The organism is Shewanella sp. MM_2022_3 (assembly GCF_022557375.1).
Classification (GTDB): Bacteria; Pseudomonadota; Gammaproteobacteria; order Enterobacterales; family Shewanellaceae; genus Shewanella; species Shewanella xiamenensis.
Genome location: NZ_JAKZGV010000004.1, coordinates 20,309 through 47,190 on the forward strand (window position 1 = coordinate 20,309; position 26,882 = coordinate 47,190).

Here is a 26,882-nt window from a genome sequence, read left to right on the forward strand (position 1 = left end):
AACGTCAGATTACCAGTCATCGGTGTTAAAGATGAGTTTTGGAACGCAAGTTAACGATAATCATTCTCAATTGTGTTTGCAAGCTATTTATTGCAAAAAATGCATATTTTTATCTATGGTATATTTATGCCGCCACAATAGACTTGCTTAAATGTAATTTATGGTTGATCAAACTCTGGGGATCTGCATTTAGCTCGGTAATTAAATATTGGTTTCTAATCAATAGATTGAGCATTGCAGGGAAACGATTCATGGTTTTAACCTGAATATGGTTATAGCCTTGGAGGCTGGCCCATTTCTCTTGGTATTCCAGTAGGCTTTGTGCTAATCCTAAACGTCTAAAGTCTGTCGCAACGCCACCTAACCAACTGTAAAAAATCCCTTTTTCCTGTTCATATCCCAGCTTGAACCCCGCCAGTTCGCCTTCCACATAGGCTAGGAGAATCAAGCAAGTCTTGCCTGAAAGCCGTGTCGTTAAGGTGTCAGGCGTCAAGGGACGGTCGAGCTCAGGAATTTGCTTACTTAGTTCGATGAGTTGTATGGCTAACTCGGGAGTCAGAGCTGTGATTGCTTTGATTTCAATTGAATACATAATTTTCTCTCACAAAAATCAGCCCCAATAGCGTATCAAACGCATTGGGGCCGAATAAAAACTGTTCAAATTATAACAGGTCTGGCCAGTTGGGTTAATCAGGAAAATGATTTTTGTGGGCTGGTTTGCAATATCTTGTCTTGTAACACTTTCAGCAGCACACCGTAGGCGGGTAAGAATAGCCCTAGGCTAACAAGCAATTTAAAGCTGTAATCGACAGTGGCAATTTCAGGCCAGTTGGCGGCCATAAAGCTGTCTGTTGAAGCATAAAAAGCGATGCTGAAGAACACTAAGGTATCGACTAAATTACCAACAATCGTCGATGCCGCAGGCGCGACCCACCATGAACGGCTCTGGCGCAGACGGGCGAATACAGTGATATCCATCAGCTGACCAATCAAATAAGCCGCAAAGCTGGCAAACGCAATACGAAACACAAAGGTGTTCCATTGGCTTAAGGAGTCCATCCCTTGGAAGCTACCCTGATGGAATACGACTCCCATAACATAGGAAATCATCAGTGCGGGCACCATGGCCTTGAGGATGATGCTTCGAGCGGGTGTTTGTCCAAAAATGCGCACCGTTAGATCGGTTGCAAGGTAAACAAAAGGAAAACTAAACGCGCCCCAAGTGGTGTGATAACCAAACAATTGAAACGGCAGTTGTACCAAGTAGTTGCTTAGGCAAATAATCAGTATGTGAAATCCCACTAATAGCAGGAGTGCGCGGCGAAGCTGCGCAGGGGTTAACATTAACATATGTGGCCTTTTTAGTTGTGTAGGGCGGGGTGAGGGAACCCGCTAAATCGTCTGCTGTTATTTTATCCCGTTCCAGCGTGCTGAAATCGGGCCGCCATTATAGTGACCATGTTTGAAGATGCAAGCTTACGGTTTATATTCCAAGCAATTTAGCCGCGAATACTGCGCAAACCTAAGGCATAGGGATCGAAATTGTCCTACACTTTCTAAGAAATGTTAGGAGAAACCGATGAGATTATTTCTTGCCGCCTTGTGTGTTAGCTTATTGAGTTTATGTGCTTTCGCGACTCCCAATAAGCCGGTCGTGGTGCATCTTGTCACAGCCTCTTGGGAAGGTTTTGCTAATCCTGATGAGACGGGTTACTACTTTGATCTCCTCAGGCGTGTCTTTCCATCACCGGAATGGCAGGTCGATGTGCAGTTTATGCCTTTTGCTCGTACCTTATATCTGATTGAAAGCGGACGGGTTGATATGGTTCTCAGCGTGTACAAAGGCGATGTGAAAAATAGCCTACTGAGTGAAAATGCCGTTGAGCTTGATTCAATTGATGCCGCAGTAACGCCTCAAATTGCAGCAACTTGGGCTGGGATGGAGAGTTTATCCCATAAGAGAGTCCAAGCCATGCTGGCCTATCGTTACAATATGCTGACCTCCATACCGATGTTTTACGAAGAAAGTAGCGACATGCTGAGTATGCTCAATAGTGTAAATGCGGGACGAATCGATGCAGTACTGGATTACAAAAAGAATATGGGGGCGCTCATTCCTGAACTGAGGGCGCCACAAACGTTTGTGATTATCCAAGGCGTGTTAAATGCAGAAACTTTTTTTGCCTTTGCCAATACCGAAAAAGGACAAATGCTAAAGCAACATTTTGATATTGAACATAAAAAAATCATTGACTCCGGTGAGCAGGATAGGCTTTACACTGAGACCAAAGCAAAGGGGTTTTAATGTTTCGGCATCAGTGTTAAATGTTTATAGCTCAATCAGAATCGACATTATCGTTGCAAGTTTATTCTCTAGCTCTTGCCACTCAGCCTCGGGATCTGAACCTGCAATAATGCCCGCACCCGCAAACAGATTAATTTTACCTGGCTCAATCAATGCACTGCGGATGGCGACTGAAAACTCACTCTCATCTTGATTAAAATATCCGCAAGCACCAGCGTACCAGCCTCGCATATAGCCTTCCCGCTGGCGAATGAACTTCATTGCAGATTCTCTAGGGAGGCCTCCCACCGCGGGTGTAGGATGCAGTGCTTGTAACAGCTGAAAATCGTTCACGCCAGGCTTTAACTCGGCACGAATAGCGCGGTGCAGATGCTGAATATGATTTAACTTAAAGATTGTGGCCGCTTCTTCTGCACCGACATACTGACTCAAAGGCGTGAGCATATTGACTATGTGACGGCGAACAAGCTGATTTTCAACACTATTTTTATTGTCTTCCAGCAGCGCATTGGCTAGTGCCACATCTTCTTCTTTATTTAATCCGCGAACTGTCGTGCCCGCTAATGCCTCGGTAAACAATTGTTGCCGACGACGACGAAATAAGCGCTCTGGGGAGCAGGAGATATAAGTACGCTCAGGGCTAAATTGGAATCCAAATTGAAAGCTATTGGGGTTACGGCCTTGCCAGCAGGCTAATACCATCCAAGGATCAACTTGCTCGTTAACCTTAAGCTCTGTCAAACGTGAGAGAACGACCTTGGGCGTATCTTGATTAAATTCAGGCTCAACGACTTGTTCGACTAAGGTTTTCCAACGAGGAAAGTCCGGAATATCTTGGCGGCTCACTAGGGTGAGTTTATTGGGTGGCGCCAAGGGGCGTGCTGGCATAACCGCTTCAATAGCGGCAATCGCAAGGTCGATCTCATCGATAGGATTGTTATCGGCAAAATTAAGATTTACCCGCAAACTAAACTGATCCGCACTGCGTCTAAACTCGATTCTGGGTAGTACAAATCGGCTATTACCAAACTCAGGCCAAGATTCAATGCTGCGGTCAAAGGCTACACCGCCATAGTATCGAATGTCTGGATTGCTAGATAAAACACGTTGCCGTTCGTAAACACTGGCCAGCTCGTTATCCTGGACGCCAGTTTCAAATTTTATGTCTTTACAAGCACCTATGGCTGCAACTTCTTCAATTTTGTCACGCCCATGCCAGTAGATGCGTGGATACTGAGTTTGTGACGCCAACCATGAAATCAAAGGAATAGAGACAGTCGTTAAAGATAGCTGCACTATCGGCTCCGACGCTGGAACCTGTTTCATTTGAATGAGTTTGTCGATGAGAGACTTAAGGTCTTCAGACAGGGCATGAGCAGGCAAGTAAAACTCCAAAGATAACGGAATGAAGGTAGTGGCTGAAGTTCCGGTTCTCAGCGGTGAATATGAACTAGGTTAATGCATTCTTTTTAAAGTCATTTACACCAAGTTGATTAGAGCGTGTAAATAAGAATCTTTCGCTCAAATTAAAGGCCGAGGCCGTCAGTGTCAAGAAGCAAGCCATGAGTGTGTGACTTTTACCATAGTCTCATTTTAAGACGCAAAAAAATGTGACCAAGATGGGTCTTTTTGTCGATACCGTTGGCAGTGTTGGACATTTTGTCTCTTTGTGACTAAAGGCGTGTTCCATTTGCCGTAATTAGTCGATCTGGGTTGGTTTTTAATTTTTTTTTGGTTGAGACGGAATTATCTAAGACCACAATAGGGAGCACATCTTAAATTTCCTGTATGACAACAATAATATGATTACCAGACAAACGATTTTTAGAGTGTCGTCCTTAGCGTTAGCGATTGGGCTCAGTTTAACGGCTCACGCCGATGAAATCGCCCGCGATCCCCTGCTAAATGTGAATGAAGTGATTGTCGTCCATGGCGAAGGCGCCGATGCGGAGCAATTGGCGACCACTCATTGGAGCATCAATGAGGCCGAAATCCGTGCTTTGGGTGCGCAGACATTAGACCAAGTGCTGAAGAATGTGCCCGGGGTTTATATCCGTGTGGGTGGTGATGGCACCCCTAGGGTCGATATCCGTGGTTTTAAGACCCGCCATGTCACTCTGTTGGTAAACGGCGTGCCCATGAGCAGTGCCGACGATGGGCAGTTCGACCCAAGCGTGATCCCAACCAGCCAAATTGCCTCGGTTGAAGTGTCGGTCGGCCCGACTTCAGTGCTGTATGGCCCAAGCGGTGCCGGCGGGGTGATCAATATTATTACTAAGCAAGGCAGCACTGCGCCCGCCTTGTCTGGACGTGTAGAAGCGGGTAAAGACAATACCTTTAATGGCGACATCAGCGCCGCAGGTTCGGGTGATGATTGGCAGGGATTAGTGAGTGTTAGCCGTCAACAGACCGATGGTTTCCCGATGTCGAACGATTTCGAGCCGACCAAATATCAAGACGGTGAACTGCGTGCCAACTCAGATAAAGAAGTCACCAACGTTTATGCCCAAGGTAGTTACTGGTTATCGGATAAGACCCAACTGATTGCCAACGCGGCACTGCGTAATGGCGAATGGGGCAAACCTGCCCGTGATGGAACTGGCAGTGGCAAACTTAAGTATGAGCGCACCGACGATTACGATTCACATACCTTCCAGCTCGGCTTAGCCCATCAGTTCGACGATACTTTTACCCTGCGAGGTTTTGGCTATCACAATCAAAGCGATACCTTAGAAGCCGCTTATGCCGATGAAACTTATTTGGCATTAACGCAAACTCAAGACGGTCGCTCCGTGGTTCAAGGGGTCAATTTACAGCTGATCACTGATTTTCATAAGGCCGGGCTGTTAACCACCTCTGTGATTGCTGAAGAGCAGAGCTGGAAGTCTGTAGTGGACACATACTCCAGCAATACTGGTAGTGGTACGGGGAATAACTCGGGCACTGGTTCAGGTTCTGGCGGTGGCACTGGTAGTGGTGGCGGAACAGGTTCCGGCGGTGGCACTGGTAGCGGCGGCGGAACAGGTTCTGGCGGTGGTACTGGAAGCGGCGGCGGAACTGGTTCTGGCGGTGGTACTGGAAGCGGCGGTGGAACAGGTTCTGGCGGCGGCAATGGTAGCGGTGGCGGTTCTGGTGGCGCTGAAAACCTAAATGATTCTGCATGGTTATATACTGCGGCAGCCGAATATCAGTATCAATCTGAGCACAACTATGGCGTTACCTTAGGTGGAGCTTTCCATTCACTCGATGCCTCTGATGGCACGGATGATAATTACTCGGCAATGGCATCTAGCTACTGGCAAGTGGTACCCGATTCACGTTTAAGCCTAAGTGTGGCACGTAAAGTCCGTTTCCCTTCCATGGTGAACTTGTACTCGCAATCATCGGGTAACCGTGATTTAGAAGCAGAAGAGTCTAAGCATGTTGAGTTGGGTTTAGAGCAAAACTTACCCGCCAGCACCGACTTCTCGCTCTACGGTTATTACACGGACGCGAAGAACTACATTGCCAAAGATACTGCGGGTTTCTACCAAAATATGGGGCGCTATGAGTTCAAAGGGATTGATTTTCAAATTAATAACCATGTGATTGAACATTTGGATCTGAGCTTCTCCTACAGCTACTTAGATTCAAAAGAAATGGAAGGCGATGATACCTTAGATGCGCTGCAATACCGTCCTCGTCACCAACTGCGCTGGCAAATGAGCTATGAATTCCCATTCGAGACACAAGTCCACCTCAATGTGGAACGTATCCTCGATCAGGTTTATGCGACTCAGGTGAAGGTAAACGGACAAAACCAGTATCAACAGCAATCGTTGGATAATTACACCTTAGTGGATATCAACTTAGTGCAGCCGCTGATCACCGATAAGTTAGACGTGTATCTGCGTGCCACTAACCTATTGGATGAGAACTACTACCAGAGTGAAGCCCTGCCTCAGGCTGGCCGTCAGTTCTTCGTGGGTGTGAACTGGCAGATTTAAGATGAAATTACTCGAGCTCGACGGTGTCAGCTTTAACTATGGCAGCCAGCTAGCCCCGGTTTTACAGGAGCTTAATCTCTCGATTGGCGCAGGCCAATGCCATTGTGTGAGTGGGCCCACGGGCTCGGGTAAATCGAGTCTATTAAATCTACTGGCGGGCGTACAGAATCGCCCGCATGAGGGCGATATTTGGCGTCACCCCGAGTTGGTTACTGGCTTAGTGATGCAGGATCCGCAAACCCAGCTACTAAGGCAAACAGTGGGCGCCGAAGTCGCCTTCGCCTTAGAGAATCTCGGCATCCCCGCCGAGAATATGTTACCTAAAGTGCAGTTAGCGCTGCGACGCGTCGGGCTGTTTTTACGGCTCGACACCCCAGTCAGCACCCTTTCCCTCGGTCAAAAATACCGTTTGATGATTGCCGCACAGTTGGTGTGTGAGCCGCATTTACTCTTGCTCGATGAGCCATGGGCGCAGCTCGATGACCATGGCGTGAGTGAGTTGTTAGCGGTATTACGTAATCTAATTACCGAAGGCATGGCATTGGTGTTAGTGGAACATAATGCGGCGGCCTTTGCCGAGATTATCCAGCATTATTGGCAATTAGAGGCAGGCCGTTTATCCGAGGGGATATATACCGTCAGCGATGCCACCGTGCAGGAAGCGCCAGTGAGAGCTTGGGGAAGTACACATCACTTAGGCAAAGTACAGGTGAGCGCCGAGGCGTTTGATTTCTGCTTCGATGGTTGTCAGCCCTTGTTTAGCTGTCCACAAGGGTTTGAATTGCACGCCGGCGAGATAGTGACCTTAGTGGGGGATAATGGTGCGGGTAAAACTAGCCTCTTAAAATCCATCGCGGGCATGCTGCACTTAAAGCAGCGTTTGCCACTCAAGGTGCTAGGCCGTAAACCTAAACTCGGTGTGTACGGCGCCGAGTTAGGGTTATTGCTGCAAAGGCCGAGTCGACAACTGTTTGAAACCAGCGTGCTGGCCGAGATGCAGTTTAGTTTGAATCGTTTCGAACTGCCTAAAGAGCGTGCCGAGCAAATGCTGCTCGATCTCGAATTGAGTGCGCTGGCCGAACAGTCGCCTCATAAGTTGTCCTACGGTCAACAGCATCTTATTGCCTTGGCATCATTAGCCTGCTTGCAACCTAAGGTGTTGCTACTCGATGATCCACTCGCGGGCATGGATAAAGAGTACTATCGCAAAGTATGGTATCTGCTCAGGCGCCTCAGTGCGCAAGGTTGCGCCATTTTAATGAGTAGTCACAGAGTAGTCGTGCATAGTGCCGTGTCTCGGCAACTCAGTTTACACAATGGGTTGTTGACGGAAGACACTCTGATGGAGGAGCGCTATGTGGGTTAGTTGTCGTCGATGGCGACTACGTGCCCGCCGGCGTTGGAGTCGCGAGAAGCAAGAAACTACGCTATGCGCGCTGTCGCTGTTTTTCGTCTGCGTACTTTCCGCCTGCGCTTTTGTATTGCCCGCCGATTTATTGCTGCCGCTGGCGGCCGTGAATGGCTTGCTAGTGCTCCATGGCTTAGCGCGCCGGGGCAGTATTATGGGCGTGGTTAAACTCGGTGTGATTCAACTGACGATTACTTTAAGTCTTTATTTATTGCTCTATGGCGTTGATCACCTCGCCCAAGGCGCCGTGGTGGTGGGACGCATTATTTTAGCGACTATCCCCGGCTGGTGGTTGTGTATCACGGCGGCGCCCGAGCGCATTGGCGAAGTATTAAGTGCATTTTTGCCGAGCAAATGGGCCTTTGTGGTGGCCGCATCTTTGAGTTTACTGCCCTATATGGCGGACGAAGTGCGCGAGATTTACCAGATCCAATGTCTGCGAGGCGCGCATATTACCCCTAAGGCGCTGCGAAATCCTAAAAATTGGCCTGAGCTAGTGTATTGCGTGCTGTTTCCTGTATTAATCCAATTACTTAAATTATCTCGCCAGATGGCGGTTGCGGCCCAGAGTCGTCACTTTGGCAAGCGTACGCGTGTCACCCATTGGCACTCACCGAGAGACAAAAAATGAAGAAAAAACTTCCTCTGAGTTTGCAGGACTCGCTGTTTATTGGTTTTTGCGCCACTTTGCTGGTGGCATTGACGAGTATGTTAAGGCTTAAGCTCGGGATTTCTGGCCATAGCATGTTTTTGATGAGTTTCTTCTATTTGATTTGCTACGGCGTACTTGGGCGTTTTGGCAGCATGATTGCCTGTGGTGGTGTTGCAGGGCTAGTCGCGATGGCGCTCGGTGTTGGTAAGGGCGGCCCAATGATTTTATTGAAGTTTATCTTACCTGCTATTGCGATGGATCTGGTGGCCTTGTTGCTACCTCTCACCTTAAGCCTGCACTGGCGCTGCGTGATTTTAGGCATTGTTGGCTGTATGGCCTGGGCGGTCAAGGTGGCTCTGACCAATGCGCTGGCGGGCATGGCGCTCGATGTTGTACTGATCCAATGGGGTGCTAGCGTGCTTAAGGGCGGATTTTTTGCCACCTTAGGTGCCCTGCTGGTGCCTCCCGTGCTGCATAGGCTTAAGGCCCATGACCTCCTCCACCGTGACAAGTTTTAACTGCTAGGAATACCGATGAAAAATTGGCTTATTTGTATCGATGATACCGACGACATTGGCACTAAAGGCACAGGCGAGATAGCTGAGGAAATTGCACATTTGCTCGCGCAAAACTCGGGTGGCAAGGCTTCCTTTGTGACGCGGCACCAATTATTTGTGCATCCTGATATTCCTTACACCTCCCACAATAGCGCTATGTGTTTTGCGTTGCAGTCGCCGTTATCACAGGCCGAGATCTATCGTCTGGCGGTCGCGCATCTGGTGGCTGAATCTGCACCTAAGGCAGATCCTGGGATTGCAATTTTGGATGTTGATTCCGACTATGATGTGAACGCGCTGATAGACTTTGGGCTCAGAGCCAAGCGTGAAGTCATTACCAAAGCGGCCGCCTATCAGCTTGCTGAGCAGTTACAGATTCATCTGACTGAGCACGGTGGTACTGGTCAAGGTGTGATTGGTGCTTTGGCTGGGCTTGGATTGCGGTTAATGGGCAATGATGGGCGAGTGAAGGGCCAAATCAAACTCGGTCAACTTGAAGAGGTTTCCCTTGAGCTACCTGTGGCCGATATCCTCGAACAAACCGGCTTGGATGCGGTGATGAGTACCGATAAATACCGCTTGGCCGCAGACGAAAAAGTCCAACTCAAAGGCAAAGTAAAAGCTGTCTATCTTGAACATCAATTTGTTTTATTAGTCGCGAAGGACGGTGAGCTGTGGCGTAATGCTGGCAAGCAAGCCTTGCAGGACTATTGAGGTGGGAATGGATCAAAAGTTACTCAAACTGTTTGAATATGAGACTGAACGTTGGATTTTTCGGGTGGGTTTACAGCAATATTCAGAAGCAAGGCGGGCGGCGCGGTTGTGCACTCATTTTGCTCCAGATGATGAAGATGAGCAGATAGATGATGATCTTCATTCCTGCTATAACTGCCAATATCGCCGTTGGATGGTGGCAAGCTTCGAATGTGTAATATTAAAAAGTGCTATATTATTAGACGATTAGCTCGCTCTTGAGTAATGGCATAGGATTCTACTAGGTTTTTGTCTTGTTCTTTGATGCTAATCATCAAAGCATATGGTGCTTTTATCTTCCTCAGCATAGAATGCGCGTTATACTGTCCTATACTTCCAGGAAGTAAACAACGGCATCGTGCGCCCAATAGTGCGGCATGTTACGTAGTCGATAGCAGTAATATTCTCTATGCCTTGGGGTTGCTAGTATGAGTGAGTCGGCAGAATCGGTTGACCTAATCAAATTGCCAGTGTCGAAATTGACGTTGGGAATGTTTGTCACAGCAATTGACAGAAATGATCAGGGCCGGTTGGCAATTGCAAATGCTGGACAAATCAAGCACAAGGACTCGATTCTAAAATTATCAAAGAGTGGCATCAAATATGTTTGGGTCGATACGGAGCGTTCGGCTGAACATTGTGGTTTTAAACGTAAAGCCAGCAACGATAGCCTATCAGAAGTTAAAAAATCCCTACTGACCCGTGAGAAGCAACAAGCGCAGGCGAAGGTCATTTTGACCGAAGCGAAGGATCTCATTCGCAAAGTACTCTCAGAAACATTCGAGGGTAAAGCGATTGAAGTCGCTCCTTTTGAAGCACTTGCTGACAGCATGATTGAGTCAGTGTTGTTGGATGAAGACGCCCTAAAGTGTATGTCAGCACTGCGCACTAAAGATGCTTATCTGTTAGAGCACTCAGTGAATGTCGCCTTCCTGCTCGTTACTTTCGGTAAATACCTTAAACTCGACCGCGCTATGTTAAGAGAAATGGCGGTGGGCGGCATTTTGCATGATATTGGCAAAATTAAGGTTGACAATAAAGTCCTGCATAAACCGGGCAAGCTCACGCCTGAAGAATTCGAGCATATGAAGTTGCATCAAGTATATGCACTTGAAATAATGAATGAAACCAAAGGGTTGTCGCAGATAAGTAAAGATATCTGCCTAATGCACCATGAAAAATTAGATGGGCGGGGCTATCCAAGGGGATTAAAGGGAGATGAGATACCTCGCCACGGTCGGATGAGTTGTATTGTCGATATATTTGATGCCTTAACCGCGACGCGTTGCTACAAAGAGGCCATGAGTCCTGCGGCCGCCTTTAAGATCTTACTGAGCTTGACGCCATTTCACTTAGATCAAGAGCTGGTTTATGAGTTTATTCGTTGTATCGGTGTATATCCTGTAGGCTCTTTAGTCGAATTGTCCGATGGTCGAGTTGGTATTGTTTGGACCTCCAAGGATAGAGATGCATTACATCCAATTGTGAAGTGTTTTTATTCTCTAAAAGCAAAGCGTTACACTGAAGTCGCCATGGTAGACCTTCTTAAATCAGACCTTCACATTGAGCGAGGCGTATCGCCAAGCTCCTTAGATATAGATCCATCACCCTTTTATTGATTGCCCAAGTTGCACTTGATATCTACCAAGATCTTAAGTGCCATTCATTGCCCCCGCTGCGCCAAAAGCCTTACACTGGGTGAAAGTTTGCTTTGGGCTCAGTTATGAACAGTGTTCGTCAATCTCTCCTTCCCATTCTCGTTATTCTGCTGTCTTTGGCGTTGTTAATTCCCGGCGTAACTCAGCCCATTTTGAGCCTTAACGGCAGCATAAATAAGGCCAAATTAGCCGAACAGGGGATTGAGCAGGTTGCCCAAAGTTTCGATGAAGACTCGGGGCGCGACAGTGCCCGCGGCATGTTGAATATGGTTAGTGGCCTGCTGGGGCTAAATAACCTTAAAGGTGAGGTCCAAGTATTGCAGCAAACCCGTAGTATTTGGAGCACAGTCACCGAATTATATAATACTGGCAATGGCTTAGTTGCAGGACTGGTGATGCTGTTTAGTATCATTATCCCTGCGGTAAAACTCAGCTTAATGTTGGTACAACAAACCGTGAGTTCGATTGCGCTGCAGTGGCGTATTCATCATCTAGTGTCTGCGCTGGCGAAATGGTCGATGGCCGATGTGTTTGTGGTGGCTCTGATCATTACCTTTTTGGCGGGTAATGCCTCGGGCGGTATGGGTGAAATGCTAAAGACCAAGGCGGAGTTTGAGAGCGGATTCTACTTCTTTACCGCCTATTGCATCCTCTCCATCGCCAGTGGTTACTTAGTGCGTCGTCCAACACCGATTCTGTAGTCAATCAAAGGGCATACAGCAGGTTCCGTATGCCCTTTATCGTTAGGAAAGCGTGCCGTTTTGATAGATGGGCATAATCCAATAACGGCAAGGGTTGTGTTTACAGACCTTTGCTAGTGCTTCAAGCAGGGCGCTTTGCTGGCTTGCAGGGTGCATAATCTCAAACTTACAAAACTCCCGATAACCTTCCACCTGTTCCTTGATATTGAAATGGCTGTGCTCTCGGCTAAATCCGCAAATATTGCCCAAGCTAAAGCCGGATAAAAACTCCAACTCAATTAGAGTGTCGACTATATCGTCCTTAATATCGTTTTGGGCGATCAGGACTAGCAGTTGTTCCGTGCTCATCGGCGTTTCTCCAGCCAAAAATACAACATGGGCAGTAAATACAGGGTCGTAATGGTCGATGTGAGCAATCCACCGATCACCACAATGGCCAAGGGTTTTTGGATTTCAGCACCAGGGCCCGAGGCGAACACTAAGGGGATCAAACCAAACATGGCGGTGGTGGCCGTCATCAGAATGGGTCTGAGTCGCCGCGCGGCACCCTGTTCGACTCGCTCCCTGAGGCTGCCAAATAAGTATTTGGTTTGTTCGTAATAACTGACCATCACTACGCCGTTAAGCACCGCGACACCGAGCAGGGCGATAAAACCTACTGAAGCGGGCACCGAGAGGTACTCCCCCGAGAGATACAAGCTGACGATACCGCCCATCATAGCGAACGGGACGTTAGCGAGGATTAATCCCGATTTTGCTAGCGAGCCAAAGGTGGTGAATAAAATCAAAGTGATCAGTGCGATAGCTATGGGGATCACCAGCAACAAATTGCTGGTGGCGCGCTGCTGGTTTTCAAACTCGCCACCGAAGCTGACGCTATAGCCGCTTGGTAGTTTGATTTCCTTGGCGATTTTGCTGTTAAGCTCTTCCACAAAGCCCACAATATCCCGCCCTTGAACGTTGGTGGTGATTACCGAAAAGCGATTTCCCTGTTCCCGCTCGATCAGGATTGGGCCCTGTTTATAGCTCAAAACGGCCACATCGCTTAGGCGTTTTAGGGAATGATCCGGCATCACCAATAGCTGATTTTGCAGTTCGTTAATGTTGCTGATCTGCGCTTGATTATTGGCGATAAGCACAGGCGTGCGCTTCTTCCCTTGCAGCACCTCGGTGACGACCACGCCTTCGAGTTGGCTCTTGAGGTAACGGGCAAATTCCATAGTGCTCATCCCAAACCCACGGGCCAGCTCGTTATCTAAGGTGAGATTGATAAAGGGGCTGCCTTCAATCATTGCCATCTTAACGTCGACGCTGCCCTGAGTGGCGGTGACCAGTTGCTCTATCTCTCCGGTGAGTTTGCCTAAGGTCTCGATATCATTACCGAATACTTTAATCGCGACATCCCCGATACTGCCTGTGAGCATTTCGGAGACACGCATCTGTATCGGTTGCGTAAAGTTAAAGTTCACGCCGGGATATTTAAGCAGCACAGTGCGGATGGCATCGATAAGCTGCTCTTTAGTGGCAAAACGCCATTCGCTGCGTGGAGCCAGTTCTAAAAACACATCGGTTTCGTTCAGTCCCATGGGATCTAAACCAATCTCATCGGCGCCGGTGCGCGCCACCATCTGTTTGATTTCGGGGATTTGGCCTAGCAGGGTTTGCTGGATCTGTTTATCGATAGCGATGGAGGCGTCGAGGGAAATCGAAGGGGATTTCTCTAACTGGAGAATGATGTCGCCCTCATCTAAGGTCGGCATAAAGGTTTTCCCCACCAGACTAAATAGGCCGAGACTGACGATCAGCAAGCTAAAGGCGATGAGCATAAAAGGCTTTTGCCAACCAAAGCAGGCCTTTAGGCTGCCAAGGTAAAGATGCTTGAGCTTTTCGATGGCCTTAGGTTCTTTCGCGGCCTTTTCGTTAACGAGGTATGAGGCAATCACGGGGATCACAGTCAGCGATAACACCAGCGCCGACAGCATGGCAAACACTATGGTGATGGCGACTGGGGTAAAGAGTTTACCCTCTAAACCACTGAGGGTAAGCAGTGGCGAGAACACTATGATGACGATAACCGTGCCCGAGACTACGGGAATGGCGACGTCTTTGGTGGCGCGAAAGATTAAGTGCAAACGCGGCAAACGCTGTTTAGTGGCGATTAAATTTACCATGTTTTCAACCACGACCACGGAGGAGTCCACCAACATGCCGATAGCGATAACGAGGCCACCGAGGCTCATCAAGTTAGCGGAAAGATTGAAGTGATCCATCATCAAAAAGGTGAACAGTGCGGCCAGTGGCAGCGATAGTGACACCACTAACGCGGCGCGCACATTCCCTAAAAACAGCGCCAGCAATACGATGACCAGTACCACGGCCTCGAATAGCGCATTGGAGATGGTCTCGATAGCGGTATTGATCAGGTTAGCGCGGTCGTAAAAGGTGTTTATCTGGCTGCTTTCGGGGAGAGTTAGGCTGATTTGTGCCAGCTTTTCCTTAATGTTGTTAACCACTTGTGCCGTATTGGCATCCTTGAGGGCAATGATTAAAGCTTCGGCGGTTTCGTTGCCATCCTTAGTGACGGCGCCGTAGCGTGCAAGGTGGCCTATCTGGATATCGGCGAGATCCTGCAAGCGATAGACTTTGGCATTATCGGCTTTGATCACTAGCTGTTTAAGCTCGTCGATATCATCGATGCGTCCCTCGGAGCGCACTATGATGGTGTCAGTACCTATGGTGAGCTTACCAGCACCTTCGTTGTGATTATTCTCCACAATCGCCTGTTGCAGCGCGGCAAAGCTCACGCCCGCAGCCGCCATCGCCGCAGGATTGGGGCTGATACTAAAACTCTTGGCATAACTGCCGAGGATATTCACATCGGCAACACCCGGCACTGTGCGCAGCAGCGGCCGAATTTCCCACTCGAGTAATTGACGTCGCTCCAGTAGGGAAAGATTGGGGTTTTCGAGTGAAAACATAAAGATTTCACTCAGCGGTGTGCTCATGGGCGCCACACCGCCACTCACACCTTCGGGAAAACTGTCCCAGACCGCCGAGAGGCGCTCGCTCACCTGTTGGCGCGCCCAATAGATATCCGTGCCTTCTTCAAAATCGAGGGTGATATCGCTAATGGCATACTTAGTGGTCGAGCGTAGAATCGATTGCTGCGGAATGCCGAGCAGCTCGGTTTCAATCGGGACGGTAATCTGGGCCTCGATTTCCTCCGGCGTCATGCCGGGAGCCTTGAGGATGATCTTCACTTGGGTTGGGGAAATATCCGGAAAGGCATCCAAGGGAATGGCAAACCAAGCTCGTGCGCCAGCCAACATGAGGATCAGCGCCACAATCAGCACAAAGAGTCGCTGAGTGAGCGAAAAACGGATCACAGAGGTGAGCATCTTATTCGCCTCCTAAACCGAGCATGATGCCTTTCACCGCGGCAACCGACTGGGATAGGACTTGCAGCTGACTCAAGTCTTGATCGCTGGCGACAATATATTGCTCCGGGGTTGAGCCTAAAATATCGACCGTTAGCGCATTGAGCTGGTTATCGGACAGAGTGAACACTTGACTGTCTTGCTCCCAACTAAACACACTGTTTTTGGGGAGCAAATACACGGCTTTTTGATACTCGGGAACCACAGTCATTTGCTGACCTAACAACAGGTTACATTCCTGTGGCACCGCCGATGACCAAGCCGTGACAAAGGCGCCTTCGGCAATCGCCGACAGTGACTCAATCGCGATATGGCATTGATTAATATTGATGGCCGACAGGGAGTGGGACTGGCCCGTCGGCACATTGACTTTGACGCGGATGCTGTTATTGGGCACCAGTGAAAACAGCTGGTCCCCCGCCATATAAGGGCCGCTGATGGCATTGAGTTTAACGATACCGTCGACGGGCGCGGCGACCACTAAGGAGTCAGTTGCCGCATCTGTGCTGTGGACGCGCTCCATAAAGTGCTGCATATGCTCGTATTCGAGGTGAGTCGTGAAATAGTCCTGACTGATCTCACGCCATTTTTCGGCGCTTATGCTGCCATTGGCGAGCAAAGGTTTGTTGCGCTCATAACGACTCTTGGCGAGTTGATACAGGGTAGCCGCGGCCTCGACTTGGGCGAGGTAGTGGAACACTTCTGGCCCTGTGAGTTTAACTATCGCTAGGCCTTTACTGACGCGCTGGCCTTGGCCGACGAGAAAGTGCACCTGCTGGATGTTCTCGGGCGTGCTGATCCAGTAATCATTGCCGGGGAGAATTTCAACCTGCGCCGGCAGTGGGCTGCCCTCATAACTGGCGACTCTTTGGGGTTGGGTGTAACTGAGGTCGAGATTACCTAAGGCGCTGATGGCTAAGCTTTCGGCCTGTGCCAAACCTACAACACTCGTGGATAAACAGAGAAGGCATGCGCCGTACTTGGCCATCATAATGAAATTCCTAAGGCTTGGAGTTGTTGGGAATGCAGTTGTTGTAAACTGACGCGGTTGAGCGCCAAGCGGGATTCGGTGTCGAGCGCCTCCATATAGCGGCGTAGCCAGACTTCATAACTCACCTGATCTTGATCTTTTACCTTGGCGAGTTCCTCGGTAATGGTGCGACTGAGGGCGAGCGCTTGGGTGAGTAGGCGCTGTTGCTCGACGAGGTTAGTTTGCTGGCGGACTAATTGATCCCATTGGTTTTTAAGCTCGAGGGCGCTGCGGTCAAGATTGAGACTTTGCTCGGTATTCGCTTGTTGCCATTGGGACAAATCGCTCTGGGACAGCGCCGAGCCCAAGGTTAAGGGCACTGACACGGCTATGCCTAACTGCTGATCATCCACGCCTGTATCCGCAGTATTTTTTGCAGTGAGTGAGACGGTCCAAGGATCGCGCTCACCCGCTTGCTGAGTTTGGATCAGCAGCAGGTGTTGCTGTTGTTGCAGCTTTAGCAATTGCCATAGGGGATGTTGGGCTAAGGTCTCGGCGCCCTTGCCAAGCGGGCGGTCAGTTTCTTCTATCGCGCTCGGCATTCGGTCTTGACCCGTCAGCTGTTGATACAGGGCTAAAGATTGGGCTTGTTGCTGCAGAATGTCGGCGCGGCTTAAGGCGATATCGACACTTTCCCGCTCCAGCAGCAGGGTGTTGGCCAGTGGTAATTCCCCCGCATCGGTCAGTTGTTTTTGCTGGTGATGGAGTTTATCGAGCAACTGCTGTTTACGCTCAAGCTGCGACAGTTTGACTTCGCTCTGGCGGTAATCCCACAGGCTCTGCCTTAATAATCCCGAGAGATATAAGCCTTGCAGCGCCGTTTGTTGTTGATGAATTTGCTCGGCGAGCTGTTTTATTTGCTTATCGCTGCTGTGTAGCGCGGGGGATTTAAATGGCAAATTGACTGAGAGTTCCTGCTCGTAGCTGTTACTATTATCCAAACTCCCGAGGTGACTTAAGCTAATGCTCGGCAGGCCAGTGAGCCAGGTCGAGCTGGTTAAATTGGCCGCTTGGGTATTCGATGAAGTGATATGAGCCAACCTCGCTTGGCTGCTCGACAGCGCTTGGGAAAGTTCGGCTTCCGCCGCAAGACATAGGAAACTACTGCCGACTAAGCTGGTCAACAGACATAACTTGATACAAGACGAACTGACAGACATGACATGATTCTGTGGTATTAAACAATGCTGTCAGTGTAGGGATTGACGGGTGAAAGTCGTCGGGGACCTGTATCATAAATCCGCCTATGGTACATATGTCCCATAAAATAATTGATTGATTTTGCTTTTATTTAGGAGTTTTAAATGAAGGATATTGTCATTATTGGTCTGCTGGCACTGATCATGTGCTTTAAGCTTTTTGACATTAGTTCCGACATTCAATTAGGCATTCCGCAATGGCATTTAGTGCAGGAAGCCATACTCTTAGTGCTCACCGCAGTCGGGGCCATCTACCTCAGTTACGATTTAATTCGCCGCTCGCGCGAAGTTAAAGCCTTAGCAAAACGCCTCGAGTACGCCGATAAAAAAATCGACAATATGTCGACTCAAATGCGCTCCGCCAGACAGGAATATAGCCAAGCCGTTGCAAACCAGTTTGATACTTGGGGTTTTACCAAGAGCGAGCAGCAAGTCGCATTTTTATTGCTTAAAGGGCTGAGTTTTAAAGAAATTGCCGAAGTGAGACAGACAAAAGAGAAAACGGTGCGCCAACAGGCGTCGACCATTTATGGCAAGGCCGCCGTGGATGGCCGCCACACCTTTTGTGCTTGGTTTATGGAGGATTTTATTCAAGAACATAACCAAGAACTAGCGGCAAACGAGTCCGATAGCGCCCATAAAGCCGCTTAAGCTAAACGCTCAGGCTTAGTTTTTATAGCTATTTGTTATTGAAAATTGATATTTGCTGGCTTTTTGGTTCTAAACAATAATGATCATCCTCGAAATTTGTCGGAGGATGCAATTGAAAAACTCGCTGCTGATTGTGTTTTGCCTTATTGCCTTGGTTGCATCCACGCAAACCACAGGATTACTCCGTTCGCTGATCGAATTTTCCGCCTTTTTAGGCGTACTGGGGGTGGCTTGGCGGATAAAACCCAACGCCGAATAAAGCTTCCTGCATTAGCACGTCAATCTGATCAGCTAGACTCAAATCCAATCTATTGAAAATACAGAATATAAGCTAAAGACGTTACCCCAATCGCCGCCCACAGAACCACGCCCAGCAACAAAGGCTTAGGGCCGCTCGCACGCATTTTTTGCACCGTAATCCCCGCGCCAATCAAGAACAGACACAGAACCAAGGTACGTTTAGACACCATAAACAGCGTGTCGTAGAGCGGCTGAAACTGCGGCAGCCAATGGGCGATTGCGATGGCTAAACAGTAAAATCCGATAAAATACGGTAGGTTAAGCTTACGTTTATCGCCGCCAAAGATCAGCGCACTGACAAGGGCGATAGGGATAATCCACAGTGCGCGCGCCAGTTTAATGGTGGTGGCGGTTTTAAGTGCTTCATCACCATAGGCAGAGGCCGCGCCGACGACTGAGGAGGTGTCATGAATCGCGATGGCACTCCACACGCCAAAATCGTACTGGCTCATATTGAGCAAATGCCCGAGGGCGGGGAATAAAAACAAAGCCACCGAGTTAAGTACAAATACACAGGCTAATGCGGTGGCGGTTTGGTCTGGTTTGGCATTAATGGCGGGCGATACGGCGGCAATGGCGCTGCCGCCACAGATGGCGGTGCCAGAGGCGATTAAGTGGCCTGTGATCGGGTCAAACTTCAGGGCTCGAGTCACCATAAAGCCTAAGATCAGCGTAAAAATAATCGAGCCGACAATTAATCCTAGGTTATGGCTGCTGGCCTCAATCGCGGCGTTGAAATTAATGCCAAAGCCTAAGCCGATAATCGAATAGGACAGTAATTTTTTGGTGAGGGCAGCGATATTCCAGCCGTTTGGCACCCAACCTAGGCTGGCCAAGGTAAAACCGAGCACAAGTGCCATAGGGGATGAGATAACAGGCGCGAGGCACAGCAGTGCGGCGCAGATAAACACAAGGCGATGGGGTTGCTTAAGTTGCGAGACTATCGATGAAAAATTCATAACGCCTTAGGTTTGCGACGGATTGTTTGGTTCTAACTACTGGAGCGTGGTTTTATATGGCAACGAGGTTAGAACAGAGACGCTGATAAAAGCGGGTATTATAGCGATGGAATTAATCTTCAATAAAATCAATTTAATTTATTTTGAGAGTCAGTTTTACTGATTGTTGGGTCGATGAAATGATCATCAAGGAAAGCTGAGGAGACTCACCTATGGCTTTATCTCCTCCAACTGTAGGATTAAATTAAAGATTAACAATACTTTGTAGGCTGTAGTCACCACCATCTTTAGCGGTAAATAACTTGTCTTGAATATCGTTGGCGCTTGGCATTCCCGCATGTAACAGGCTTAACCAGTGGCGCGATGTGGCGTTGCGAGTGTCCTTTGGCTCAGTCGCTTGCACCATTGGTGTTTCAATTTGCACATCTTCCAAATTCGCTAAATCCCGCGCGCCTATCATGCCAGTGCGGTCGAAGCATAACTCTACATGGCTGCCTTGGTCCTGTAACACTATGGCGCTTGGCGCATCTTTAGTGCCGTTAAAGGCAACAAACTGCTTGGTTTGGCGTAATCCGCTGTGGCTGCCGTCGGCAAAAAATGCCAGCAGGTGTTGGTAATAAACCACATAGCTGATTACATCCTGGTGCGAACCCGCATCCAGCGGGAAATGACGGTCGAGGAACTGCTTCGCTTGGGCAAGTTTTTCATGTTCGGCCACGTTCACTTGGGCGACGGCAAGCACTTCTTCGGCGATGAAGCTGTTAAGATTCGATTGGATCTGGTTGCTCTTGATAATTGACATATTCATCGCTAGTTCCTCTACACTTTCCAATTTAAAAATTAGGGCCTTGATTTCACTTTAGCTTGTCCAGCAGCGTTAATCGTTAAGCAGTGCTAGGTGGATAACCTGCCTCGATTGCTTAATTTGTAGTCTAGTCTTTTTTTTACTACAATTTCACAATAAAAATTTTACAATGTGAATTTTACAAAATGCGCAATGACCAGAGCTTGATGAGAAAGTCACATTTCCTCGGGACAAAAATACGTAACCTACGGAAACGTAACAATTTAACCATGGAAGATTTATCGGCACGTTGCATCCGCGTCGATGCGGGCAGTGCGCCCTCTGTGTCATATTTGTCGATGATCGAACGCGGAAAACGCGTGCCGAGTGCCGAAATGTTGGCCGTGATTGCCACGGTTTTTCAAAAGGACGTTGACTGGTTTTTAGACGACGTGCCCGAGGAGAGCGCCATCACGCCGGACAAGGGCCGCCGTGGTGGGATCAGCGGCATGGCGCTCGAACCCAGCTTTTTGTTTTCAAATGATATTTTGCAAATTGCGATTCCTGAAATGCTATCCCAGACTGGGATCTCGGGTCGGCAATTCGCCCATTTGTTAATCCGCGCCCATCAGGAACACCATCAAAACCATTTCCCCGATCTTGAACGTGCCGCCGAAGAGGTTGGGTTAAAACGTATGCCCTTATCCCTCGAGGAGATGCTGGATATTGCCAAGGGTGTAGGCTTAAAAATCAAATGGATAGATAGCACGCCCCAGGAAGTGATCGACGAGCGCGGCGTAAGCTCCCATCAGTTAGTGACCTCTTTCTTCGAGCCACCCAGCACAATTTACATCAATAAAGTCCTTAAAAATCGCCCCAGTCGGCTGAAGTACGATCTCGCCGCCCATATCGGCCATTGTGTATTGCACAACAAAGATGGGCTTAAGAGTGTGATGATTTCTGGCCGAAAATTGGAGATGGATGAAGAAGTGACGATGCAATCTAATACCCTGAACGCGCAGGATATTTTGCATGCGTGGCGCGACTTCGAGTCCAGCTTTTTTGCCGGAGCCTTATTATGTCCTAAGGTGCCCTATCGACAATTGCTCGACCGCCACGGTTACGAAATTGAGGTGCATAAACAGCTGCAAGTGTCGGCTTCGGTCGCCATGCGGCGGATGACTGTCGTATCGCCTTATCCCCATTGGCATTATTTTGATGCTTACGCGCCGGGCAAACTCAAAGCCGTTTACCGTGGTAATGGGATTCCCCTGCCTTGGGGCAATATGCGGCTGGTGGAAGACCCTTGTCAGCACTGGGCGGTGTTTAGAATGATCAGCGAGCCCAAGGTCGGCACCTCGGCGCAAATTTCGATTTTAAATGTGGGCAATGAACCACGGATTTACTGCTGCGAGTCGATTAAGGTCGAAGACTCGGCGGGCAATCCCCATGTGCTTTGTGCCGGTATCGATTTGAATCCGGCCATTGAGGCTCAAGGCAAAGATGCACTCTCTATCGCCCATGATTTAAAAGCCGCCTGTGTGTCTGGCGGTGGCTCAGTCGCGATTCCTAAGCATATTAAAAGCGATCTGGTCAGCGTGGCTAAGATATTGAATATCAACTGGATTGAACGCGGGATTAAAAATGATGCCCGGCTTATTTGCTCCCGCGGCGCCGTCTGCCCACGGCAACCCAGTTGTTATCAAGCGGGGAAATCGCAGTGTGATGGGGCAGCGTAAATCACTATTTGATTTACGTTGAGTTTTGCGGCCTTACGGCCGAGGTGAATCAAGGTCGTGGGTCTTCAACCCACACCCGACCAAGAGGGGATCAACAGCAATTCCCTCTTGGATCTCCCTTGCCGCCCCCAACGGAGTTGAAAGCCCCTTGTGCTCATTGGCAAATTTGCTATCGCTTCCGAAGGATGCGTCCCTGCACCTGCGAAAGCTAGTCGGTCATCCATGACCTCACTCACACAATTTGCCTATTCGCCCTGCGGCAACTCCGAGGGGAGTCGTATTCTGCGGCATCGGGCGGTAAATCTATGCTTAAAGCAATCTAGCGGTAATTCTTTCTTTTGAGGCAAGAATATTAAAGGAGTTAAATGTGAATAGGTTATGGATATTACTGTTAGTTTTTGTTCTGGGGCATCCAATATCCATTGCCAACGCCAAAAACTGTAAAAAGGGTCAACCGTGTGGCAACTCTTGCATTTCTTGGAGCAAAACTTGTCGTATCGGATCGGTAAATACAAGTGCTAGCGTCTTGGCATCACAAGAGACAAGCCATTTCAAATCGCCAAACGCGGATATGGTGAGTAATCCCGTTCTGGAGAATGGACAACTATATGAAGTGATTATCGATAAGCTCAATATCCGTAATCAACCTAAGAAAAATGCGGAGTTACTGGGGGCACTTTCAAAAGGTGAGCGTATTAATGTGCTTGCTGCAAGCGGTGATTGGAAAGCCTTTCTATATCAAGACAAACTCGCTTGGGTATTTTCGAAACATTTGAAAGCCGTATAAGAAGTATGAAGCTCTATTTCAATGGCGAGCACTTAAATAAAGCCCCAAGGGAGAATACCTTGGGGCTTTATTATTTAATTAATCACATCGTCGACGTAGTCGCTAAGCTCTAATCTGCCCTGTGCCTGAAACCAGATATTTTTCAGTGGTTAAGGCTTCGAGTCCCATGGGGCCGTAGGCATGCAGCTTAGTGGTGGCGATGCCGATTTCGGCGCCGAGGCCGAGTTCGCTGCCATCGGAAAAACGTGATGAGGCATTCACCATAACGACTGAGGCATCCACTGCGCGTTGAAAGCGGGCCGCGGTGAGTTCATTGTCGGTGCAAATCACCTCGGTATGGTGGCTGCCAAACTTAGCGATATGTTGGGTGGCGACCTCAAAACTGTCGACTTGGCGAATGGCGATTTCTAAGTCCAAGTATTCTTGGCCAAAATCTTCTTCTGCCATATAAGTGCAAGCGTCGAAATAAGCGGCGGCCGGAGGGCATGCATTGATTTTTACTTGATGCTCGGCCAGTGCTTTGGCTGCGCGGGGTAAGAATCGCGGCGCGATATCCTTATGCACTAACAAGCCTTCGAGGGCGTTGCATACGCCTGTGCGTTGGGTTTTACCATTAAGCAGCAAATCTAAGGCGATATCTTGATTGGCGTCCTTATCCACATATAAATGGCACACGCCTTTAAAGTGCTGGATTACCGGAATACTACTGTTTTCAGTGACGTAATTAATCAGTCCTTCGCCACCGCGAGGGATGATCACATCGATAAATTCCCGCTGCTGCATCAGTTCGAGCATCAGGGCGCGGTCAGGATTTGGGATCACGCTGATTAAAGCCTTAGGCAATCCATAGGCAGTCAGTACCGCCTGTAAAATGCTGGCGATCACTTGGCTGGTGTGTAGCGCTTCTTTACCGCCACGCAGGATCACCGCATTGCCGGATTTAAAGCACAGGGCGCCTGCATCGGCAGTGACATTAGGGCGCGCCTCATAAATCATACACACCACGCCGAGTGGCACGCGCATCTTACTGATAGATAAACCATTGGGGCGTTTACCAATAAAACGCTCGCGCCCAACGGGATCGGGCAGGGCGGCGATGGTTTCGATTCCTTGCGCCATTGCCTCAATACGATGCTGGTTCAGCGTGAGGCGATCGACCATGGCGGGGCTTAAGTTGTCCTGAGTCGCTCGGTGCACGTCAATCAGGTTGGCGCTTTGGATTTCATAGGTTTTTTCCCTTAATGAGCGCGCCATATCCAGTAATACGGTATTTTTTAACGACTCATCGAGTTGGGCGAGTGTGCGGGCCGCATGGGCTGCATCGGCAGATATTTGTTTAATTAGGCTCATAGTTTCTCCACTCAAATGGATTTAAGAATGGCGATATTCTTATCGGAAATGATGGGGCCGGTTTTTTGCTGGAATTCACTGGCAAACGCCTGATCATCCTGCTCGGTAATAAAACTCAGTAGGCAACTGCTGTAGTTAGATTTGGCTTTCGCCAACTTAGTGCCATCGCCTTTACGCACCAGAATGGTGTCGCCCACTGAGAAATCCCCTTTGACTTCAACCACATCATCGCTGGTTAATTGCTCGCTGTGCTGATCGAGTGCGAGGTCAAAATCATCCTCGACGATCACTTCGCCCTGTGCTTGCGAGGTGTGAGTCATCCAATGCAAATGCTCCTGCATCGGTTTTTCGTAGGGGGTAAAGAGAGTACCCGGATTTTGCCCCTTTAGCAGTTGGCTAAAGGAATCGGCATTAAAGCCATTGATAATAAAGGTCTCAATGCCGTGGGAGATGGCTTTCTCGGCGGCTTGGATCTTAGTGCGCATGCCTCCGGTGCCAACATCACTGCTGGCGCCCCCCGCCATGGCATAGATCTCGGCATTGATTTCAGTCACTTGCTTTATCAGTTTGGCATTGGGATGTTCGTGGGGATTTTGATCGTAGAGCCCATCCACATCCGAGCAAATCACTAAGGTGTCGGCATCGGCCGCAGCCGCCACCATGGCCGAGAGATTATCGTTATCGCCAACCTTAAGTTTGTCAGCGGTAACGGCATCATTCTCATTGATGATCGGCATTAAACCGTGTTCGAGCAGGCTAAAAATCGTGTCTCGAATACTGATATAACGCTCGCGATTACGTAAGTCTCCATGGGTCAGCAGCAGTTGGGCGGTGGGAAAATCAAATAGCTTATTCCATGTCGCCATCATATCCGCCTGACCCGCAGCCGCCATGGCCTTTTTCACCGTCACACTCGGCTGAGTTTGGCCCTCAAAATGATGCCAACCTGCGGCAACCGAGCCGGATGAAACCAGTACCACTTGAATACCTTGGACGCGGCAGTAAGTAATAAACTGCGCGATACCCAAGAGATAATGGCTGCTGCAACCTTGCTTGTGGGGCGCGATTAAGGCGCTCCCCACTTTGACGACGATACGTTTACGGGGAGAGTCTGTCATAGCGCCTCCTTAGCTTTCCTCGGCCAATACACGACCGGCCTGATGGAATTGCTTAGTGGTTTTAGCGCACGGGTCGTTATCGAATTTGCTCACCAGATAAATCACTGTGCAGCTGACAACAAAGCCGGGGATCATCTCATACACTAAGCTAGTCAATGCCTTACCATCGGCAAGCACGGGGGCATAAATCCAAAAGAGTACCGTGAGCGCGCCCGAAATAATCCCCGCAATCGCCGCTTTATGGGTGAGATTGGCTTTATACAAACTAAACAGCACCAGCGGGCCAAACGCGGCGCCAAATCCTGCCCAAGCATTACTCACGAGGGAGAGGATACTGTTCGAGCGGTCGAGTGCCAGCAGCGTTGCGACAATGGCAACACCTGCAACCCCGTAACGGCCCATTTTCACCATCTCTTTTTCGCTCGCTTGTTTCTTCGACAGCGTGCGATAAATATCTTCGGTCAGCGAACTCGAAGAGACCAATAACTGCGATGAAATCGTGCTCATAATCGCTGCCAAAATCGCTGCCAACAGGAAGCCACTGACCAAGGGATGGAACAGTAACTCTGAAAACACGATAAAGATGGTTTCAGGATCCGAAAGCTTCATGCCAAATTTATTGGCGTAGGCGATACCGACCAGGCCCGTCGCTAAGGCGCCGATTATGGTGACAGTCATCCAGCTGATGCCGATGCGTCGTGCGGTTTTAATGTCGGCGACCGAGCGGATCGCCATAAAACGCACAATAATATGCGGCTGACCGAAATACCCGAGTCCCCAAGAAAGGCTGGAGATTAAGCCAAGCAGGGTCACATTTTGCATCGCGTCGGTAAAATGCGGGATCGACTGATAGGCAAAGTTCATCATGCGGTCGGCGCTGGTAAACTCTTGATATGCCACGAAAGGCACTAAGACCAAGGCGACAAACATAATGCAGCCTTGCACAAAGTCGGTGAGGCTAACGGCTAAAAATCCCCCCAGCAGAGTGTACGACACCACGACGGCTAAAGTGACGACTAGGCCAATATCGTAGTTCAGCCCAAAGGCGGATTCGAACAACTTGCCGCCAGCGACTAATCCCGCCGAGGTATAGAGGGTGAAAAAGATCACTATGATGGCGGCGGCAATAATACGAATGCTGTTATCGGCCTGACCAAAGCGTTTGGCGAAGAACTCTGGAATAGTCAGCGCGTTATCGGCGACCTCTGTGTAGACCCGTAATTTAGGGGCAACAACCAGATAATTGATTAGAGCACCAATTAATAATCCGAGGGCGATATACAAGGTTTCAAACCCCACCAGAAACATAGCGCCGGGTAGGCCCATCAGCATCCAGCCACTCATATCCGAGGCGCCGGCCGAGAGAGCCGTGACTTGTGGGCTCACTTGGCGGCCACCCAAAATGTAGCCAGAGACATCATCGGTCGACTTACGATAGGCGAACAAACCAATAGCGAGCATGGCAATAAAGTAAATTGCCAATGAAACGTAAGAGAGGGAATTCATCG

General features: G+C 49.1%; 25 protein-coding genes. 13 read left to right on the plus strand and 12 right to left on the minus strand.

Features of this window, described 5'->3' with window-relative positions; genetic code table 11:
• Nucleotides 1–124: 124 nt before the first annotated feature.
• Both MMG82_RS03685 and MMG82_RS03690 read right to left on the minus strand, forming a co-directional pair.
• The gene (locus MMG82_RS03685; protein WP_172589762.1) at nt 125–592 is read right to left on the minus strand and encodes a GNAT family N-acetyltransferase; all 468 of its coding nucleotides are present in this window, start codon (nt 590–592) and stop codon (nt 125–127) included.
• A 98-nt stretch (nt 593–690) separates the two neighbouring features.
• The gene (locus tag MMG82_RS03690) at nt 691–1,350 is read right to left on the minus strand and encodes a 7-cyano-7-deazaguanine/7-aminomethyl-7-deazaguanine transporter (protein WP_037423985.1); all 660 of its coding nucleotides are present in this window, start codon (nt 1,348–1,350) and stop codon (nt 691–693) included.
• Nucleotides 1,351–1,579: 229 nt separating this feature from the next.
• Here MMG82_RS03690 and MMG82_RS03695 point away from each other — a divergent pair, with 229 nt between their 5' ends.
• Nucleotides 1,580–2,305 carry a transporter substrate-binding domain-containing protein gene (locus MMG82_RS03695; protein WP_047533787.1) on the plus strand — a complete coding sequence of 242 codons (726 nt, stop codon included), beginning with the start codon at nt 1,580–1,582 and terminating at the stop codon, nt 2,303–2,305.
• A 24-nt stretch (nt 2,306–2,329) separates the two neighbouring features.
• On the opposite strand, the gene MMG82_RS03700 is transcribed toward MMG82_RS03695, so the two are convergent.
• Complete coding sequence (locus MMG82_RS03700; RefSeq protein WP_037428343.1) at nt 2,330–3,688, minus strand: isochorismate synthase; 1,359 nt, start codon at nt 3,686–3,688, stop codon at nt 2,330–2,332.
• Nucleotides 3,689–4,107: 419 nt separating this feature from the next.
• Here MMG82_RS03700 and MMG82_RS03705 point away from each other — a divergent pair, with 419 nt between their 5' ends.
• The 8 genes from MMG82_RS03705 to MMG82_RS03740 all read left to right on the plus strand — a co-directional run bounded on the left by MMG82_RS03705 (nt 4,108) and on the right by MMG82_RS03740 (nt 12,020).
• A complete protein-coding gene (locus MMG82_RS03705; RefSeq protein WP_047533775.1) occupies nt 4,108–6,291 on the plus strand; it encodes a TonB-dependent receptor plug domain-containing protein in 2,184 nt (727 codons plus the stop codon).
• Nucleotide 6,292: 1 nt separating this feature from the next.
• Nucleotides 6,293–7,657, plus strand: coding sequence for an ATP-binding cassette domain-containing protein (locus tag MMG82_RS03710; protein WP_173944716.1), 1,365 nt, complete (start codon nt 6,293–6,295; stop codon nt 7,655–7,657).
• Nucleotides 7,647–8,330 (plus strand): energy-coupling factor transporter transmembrane component T, encoded by a 684-nt coding sequence (locus tag MMG82_RS03715; RefSeq protein ID WP_047535525.1) that lies wholly within the window; start codon nt 7,647–7,649, stop codon nt 8,328–8,330. Before MMG82_RS03710 ends, MMG82_RS03715 begins: the two co-directional genes overlap by 11 nt.
• Nucleotides 8,327–8,869, plus strand: a complete 543-nt coding sequence (locus MMG82_RS03720) for a hypothetical protein (protein WP_037428350.1) — start codon at nt 8,327–8,329, stop codon at nt 8,867–8,869. The genes MMG82_RS03715 and MMG82_RS03720 overlap by 4 nt, the downstream gene beginning before the upstream one ends.
• 15 nt (nt 8,870–8,884) lie before the next feature.
• Complete coding sequence (locus tag MMG82_RS03725; protein ID WP_037423964.1) at nt 8,885–9,622, plus strand: DNA-binding protein; 738 nt, start codon at nt 8,885–8,887, stop codon at nt 9,620–9,622.
• A gap of 7 nt (nt 9,623–9,629) precedes the next feature.
• On the plus strand, nt 9,630–9,872 hold the full coding sequence (locus MMG82_RS03730; protein ID WP_037423962.1) for a hypothetical protein: 243 nt from the start codon (nt 9,630–9,632) through the stop codon (nt 9,870–9,872).
• A 217-nt stretch (nt 9,873–10,089) separates the two neighbouring features.
• Nucleotides 10,090–11,280: an HD-GYP domain-containing protein gene (locus tag MMG82_RS03735; RefSeq protein ID WP_037428357.1), complete on the plus strand. Its 1,191-nt coding sequence runs from the start codon at nt 10,090–10,092 to the stop codon at nt 11,278–11,280.
• Between the two features lie 104 nt (nt 11,281–11,384).
• Nucleotides 11,385–12,020: a paraquat-inducible protein A gene (locus tag MMG82_RS03740; RefSeq protein ID WP_203432428.1), complete on the plus strand. Its 636-nt coding sequence runs from the start codon at nt 11,385–11,387 to the stop codon at nt 12,018–12,020.
• Between the two features lie 42 nt (nt 12,021–12,062).
• Here the strand turns inward: MMG82_RS03740 and MMG82_RS03745 are convergent, their stop codons facing one another.
• Genes MMG82_RS03745 through MMG82_RS03760 form a run of 4 tightly spaced genes read right to left on the minus strand, consistent with a single transcriptional unit; the run spans nt 12,063 to nt 17,647 of the window.
• Nucleotides 12,063–12,368 carry a DUF3240 family protein gene (locus MMG82_RS03745; RefSeq protein ID WP_011627657.1) on the minus strand — a complete coding sequence of 102 codons (306 nt, stop codon included), beginning with the start codon at nt 12,366–12,368 and terminating at the stop codon, nt 12,063–12,065.
• The gene (locus tag MMG82_RS03750) at nt 12,365–15,418 is read right to left on the minus strand and encodes a CusA/CzcA family heavy metal efflux RND transporter (protein WP_241406476.1); all 3,054 of its coding nucleotides are present in this window, start codon (nt 15,416–15,418) and stop codon (nt 12,365–12,367) included. Before MMG82_RS03750 ends, MMG82_RS03745 begins: the two co-directional genes overlap by 4 nt.
• 1 nt (nt 15,419) lies before the next feature.
• Nucleotides 15,420–16,448: a membrane fusion-like protein gene (locus MMG82_RS03755; protein WP_241406477.1), complete on the minus strand. Its 1,029-nt coding sequence runs from the start codon at nt 16,446–16,448 to the stop codon at nt 15,420–15,422.
• Entirely contained in the window at nt 16,445–17,647 is a 1,203-nt protein-coding gene (locus MMG82_RS03760; protein WP_241406478.1) for a metal transporter, read from the minus strand. The genes MMG82_RS03755 and MMG82_RS03760 overlap by 4 nt, the downstream gene beginning before the upstream one ends.
• A gap of 144 nt (nt 17,648–17,791) precedes the next feature.
• On the opposite strand from MMG82_RS03760, the gene MMG82_RS03765 reads away from it, so the two are divergent.
• Nucleotides 17,792–18,337 (plus strand): LuxR C-terminal-related transcriptional regulator, encoded by a 546-nt coding sequence (locus tag MMG82_RS03765; protein ID WP_011718776.1) that lies wholly within the window; start codon nt 17,792–17,794, stop codon nt 18,335–18,337.
• Between the two features lie 112 nt (nt 18,338–18,449).
• Nucleotides 18,450–18,596 (plus strand): hypothetical protein, encoded by a 147-nt coding sequence (locus MMG82_RS03770; RefSeq protein ID WP_241406531.1) that lies wholly within the window; start codon nt 18,450–18,452, stop codon nt 18,594–18,596.
• Nucleotides 18,597–18,645: 49 nt separating this feature from the next.
• On the opposite strand, the gene MMG82_RS03775 is transcribed toward MMG82_RS03770, so the two are convergent.
• Together MMG82_RS03775 and MMG82_RS03780 are read right to left on the minus strand one after the other, a co-directional pair.
• Nucleotides 18,646–19,596, minus strand: a complete 951-nt coding sequence (locus tag MMG82_RS03775) for a putative sulfate exporter family transporter (protein WP_241406479.1) — start codon at nt 19,594–19,596, stop codon at nt 18,646–18,648.
• A gap of 244 nt (nt 19,597–19,840) precedes the next feature.
• Nucleotides 19,841–20,404, minus strand: a complete 564-nt coding sequence (locus tag MMG82_RS03780; RefSeq protein ID WP_241406480.1) for a malate synthase — start codon at nt 20,402–20,404, stop codon at nt 19,841–19,843.
• A 182-nt stretch (nt 20,405–20,586) separates the two neighbouring features.
• On the opposite strand from MMG82_RS03780, the gene MMG82_RS03785 reads away from it, so the two are divergent.
• Both MMG82_RS03785 and MMG82_RS03790 read left to right on the plus strand, forming a co-directional pair.
• Complete coding sequence (locus MMG82_RS03785) at nt 20,587–22,119, plus strand: DUF3612 domain-containing protein (RefSeq protein ID WP_011627650.1); 1,533 nt, start codon at nt 20,587–20,589, stop codon at nt 22,117–22,119.
• A gap of 367 nt (nt 22,120–22,486) precedes the next feature.
• A complete protein-coding gene (locus MMG82_RS03790) occupies nt 22,487–22,906 on the plus strand; it encodes an SH3 domain-containing protein (RefSeq protein ID WP_241406481.1) in 420 nt (139 codons plus the stop codon).
• 102 nt (nt 22,907–23,008) lie between these two features.
• Here the strand turns inward: MMG82_RS03790 and MMG82_RS03795 are convergent, their stop codons facing one another.
• Genes MMG82_RS03795 through putP form a run of 3 tightly spaced genes read right to left on the minus strand, consistent with a single transcriptional unit; the run spans nt 23,009 to nt 26,880 of the window.
• Nucleotides 23,009–24,256, minus strand: coding sequence for a glutamate-5-semialdehyde dehydrogenase (locus MMG82_RS03795; RefSeq protein ID WP_241406482.1), 1,248 nt, complete (start codon nt 24,254–24,256; stop codon nt 23,009–23,011).
• A gap of 11 nt (nt 24,257–24,267) precedes the next feature.
• A complete protein-coding gene (proB, locus tag MMG82_RS03800; RefSeq protein WP_241406483.1) occupies nt 24,268–25,374 on the minus strand; it encodes a glutamate 5-kinase in 1,107 nt (368 codons plus the stop codon).
• Between the two features lie 9 nt (nt 25,375–25,383).
• Entirely contained in the window at nt 25,384–26,880 is a 1,497-nt protein-coding gene (gene putP / locus MMG82_RS03805) for a sodium/proline symporter PutP (protein WP_241406484.1), read from the minus strand.
• Between the last annotated feature and the right edge of the window lie 2 nt (nt 26,881–26,882).

Excerpts from the sequence above, each read along its gene's own strand:
- MMG82_RS03775 (WP_241406479.1), bottom strand. The coding sequence starts at position 19,596 with ATGAATTTTTCATCGATAGTCTCGCAACTTAAGCAACCCCATCGCCTT.
- proB (WP_241406483.1), bottom strand. The coding sequence starts at position 25,374 with ATGACAGACTCTCCCCGTAAACGTATCGTCGTCAAAGTGGGGAGCGCC.
- MMG82_RS03685 (WP_172589762.1), bottom strand. The coding sequence starts at position 592 with ATGTATTCAATTGAAATCAAAGCAATCACAGCTCTGACTCCCGAGTTA.
- MMG82_RS03750 (WP_241406476.1), bottom strand. The coding sequence starts at position 15,418 with ATGCTCACCTCTGTGATCCGTTTTTCGCTCACTCAGCGACTCTTTGTG.
- MMG82_RS03780 (WP_241406480.1), bottom strand. The coding sequence starts at position 20,404 with ATGAATATGTCAATTATCAAGAGCAACCAGATCCAATCGAATCTTAAC.
- MMG82_RS03730 (WP_037423962.1), top strand. The coding sequence starts at position 9,630 with ATGGATCAAAAGTTACTCAAACTGTTTGAATATGAGACTGAACGTTGG.
- MMG82_RS03720 (WP_037428350.1), top strand. The coding sequence starts at position 8,327 with ATGAAGAAAAAACTTCCTCTGAGTTTGCAGGACTCGCTGTTTATTGGT.
- MMG82_RS03785 (WP_011627650.1), top strand. The coding sequence starts at position 20,587 with ATGCGCAATGACCAGAGCTTGATGAGAAAGTCACATTTCCTCGGGACA.
- MMG82_RS03705 (WP_047533775.1), top strand. The coding sequence starts at position 4,108 with ATGATTACCAGACAAACGATTTTTAGAGTGTCGTCCTTAGCGTTAGCG.
- MMG82_RS03795 (WP_241406482.1), bottom strand. The coding sequence starts at position 24,256 with ATGAGCCTAATTAAACAAATATCTGCCGATGCAGCCCATGCGGCCCGC.
- MMG82_RS03755 (WP_241406477.1), bottom strand. The coding sequence starts at position 16,448 with ATGATGGCCAAGTACGGCGCATGCCTTCTCTGTTTATCCACGAGTGTT.
- MMG82_RS03725 (WP_037423964.1), top strand. The coding sequence starts at position 8,885 with ATGAAAAATTGGCTTATTTGTATCGATGATACCGACGACATTGGCACT.
- putP (WP_241406484.1), bottom strand. The coding sequence starts at position 26,880 with ATGAATTCCCTCTCTTACGTTTCATTGGCAATTTACTTTATTGCCATG.
- MMG82_RS03715 (WP_047535525.1), top strand. The coding sequence starts at position 7,647 with ATGTGGGTTAGTTGTCGTCGATGGCGACTACGTGCCCGCCGGCGTTGG.
- MMG82_RS03745 (WP_011627657.1), bottom strand. The coding sequence starts at position 12,368 with ATGAGCACGGAACAACTGCTAGTCCTGATCGCCCAAAACGATATTAAG.
- MMG82_RS03710 (WP_173944716.1), top strand. The coding sequence starts at position 6,293 with ATGAAATTACTCGAGCTCGACGGTGTCAGCTTTAACTATGGCAGCCAG.
- MMG82_RS03760 (WP_241406478.1), bottom strand. The coding sequence starts at position 17,647 with ATGTCTGTCAGTTCGTCTTGTATCAAGTTATGTCTGTTGACCAGCTTA.
- MMG82_RS03765 (WP_011718776.1), top strand. The coding sequence starts at position 17,792 with ATGAAGGATATTGTCATTATTGGTCTGCTGGCACTGATCATGTGCTTT.
- MMG82_RS03695 (WP_047533787.1), top strand. The coding sequence starts at position 1,580 with ATGAGATTATTTCTTGCCGCCTTGTGTGTTAGCTTATTGAGTTTATGT.
- MMG82_RS03735 (WP_037428357.1), top strand. The coding sequence starts at position 10,090 with ATGAGTGAGTCGGCAGAATCGGTTGACCTAATCAAATTGCCAGTGTCG.
- MMG82_RS03740 (WP_203432428.1), top strand. The coding sequence starts at position 11,385 with ATGAACAGTGTTCGTCAATCTCTCCTTCCCATTCTCGTTATTCTGCTG.
- MMG82_RS03690 (WP_037423985.1), bottom strand. The coding sequence starts at position 1,350 with ATGTTAATGTTAACCCCTGCGCAGCTTCGCCGCGCACTCCTGCTATTA.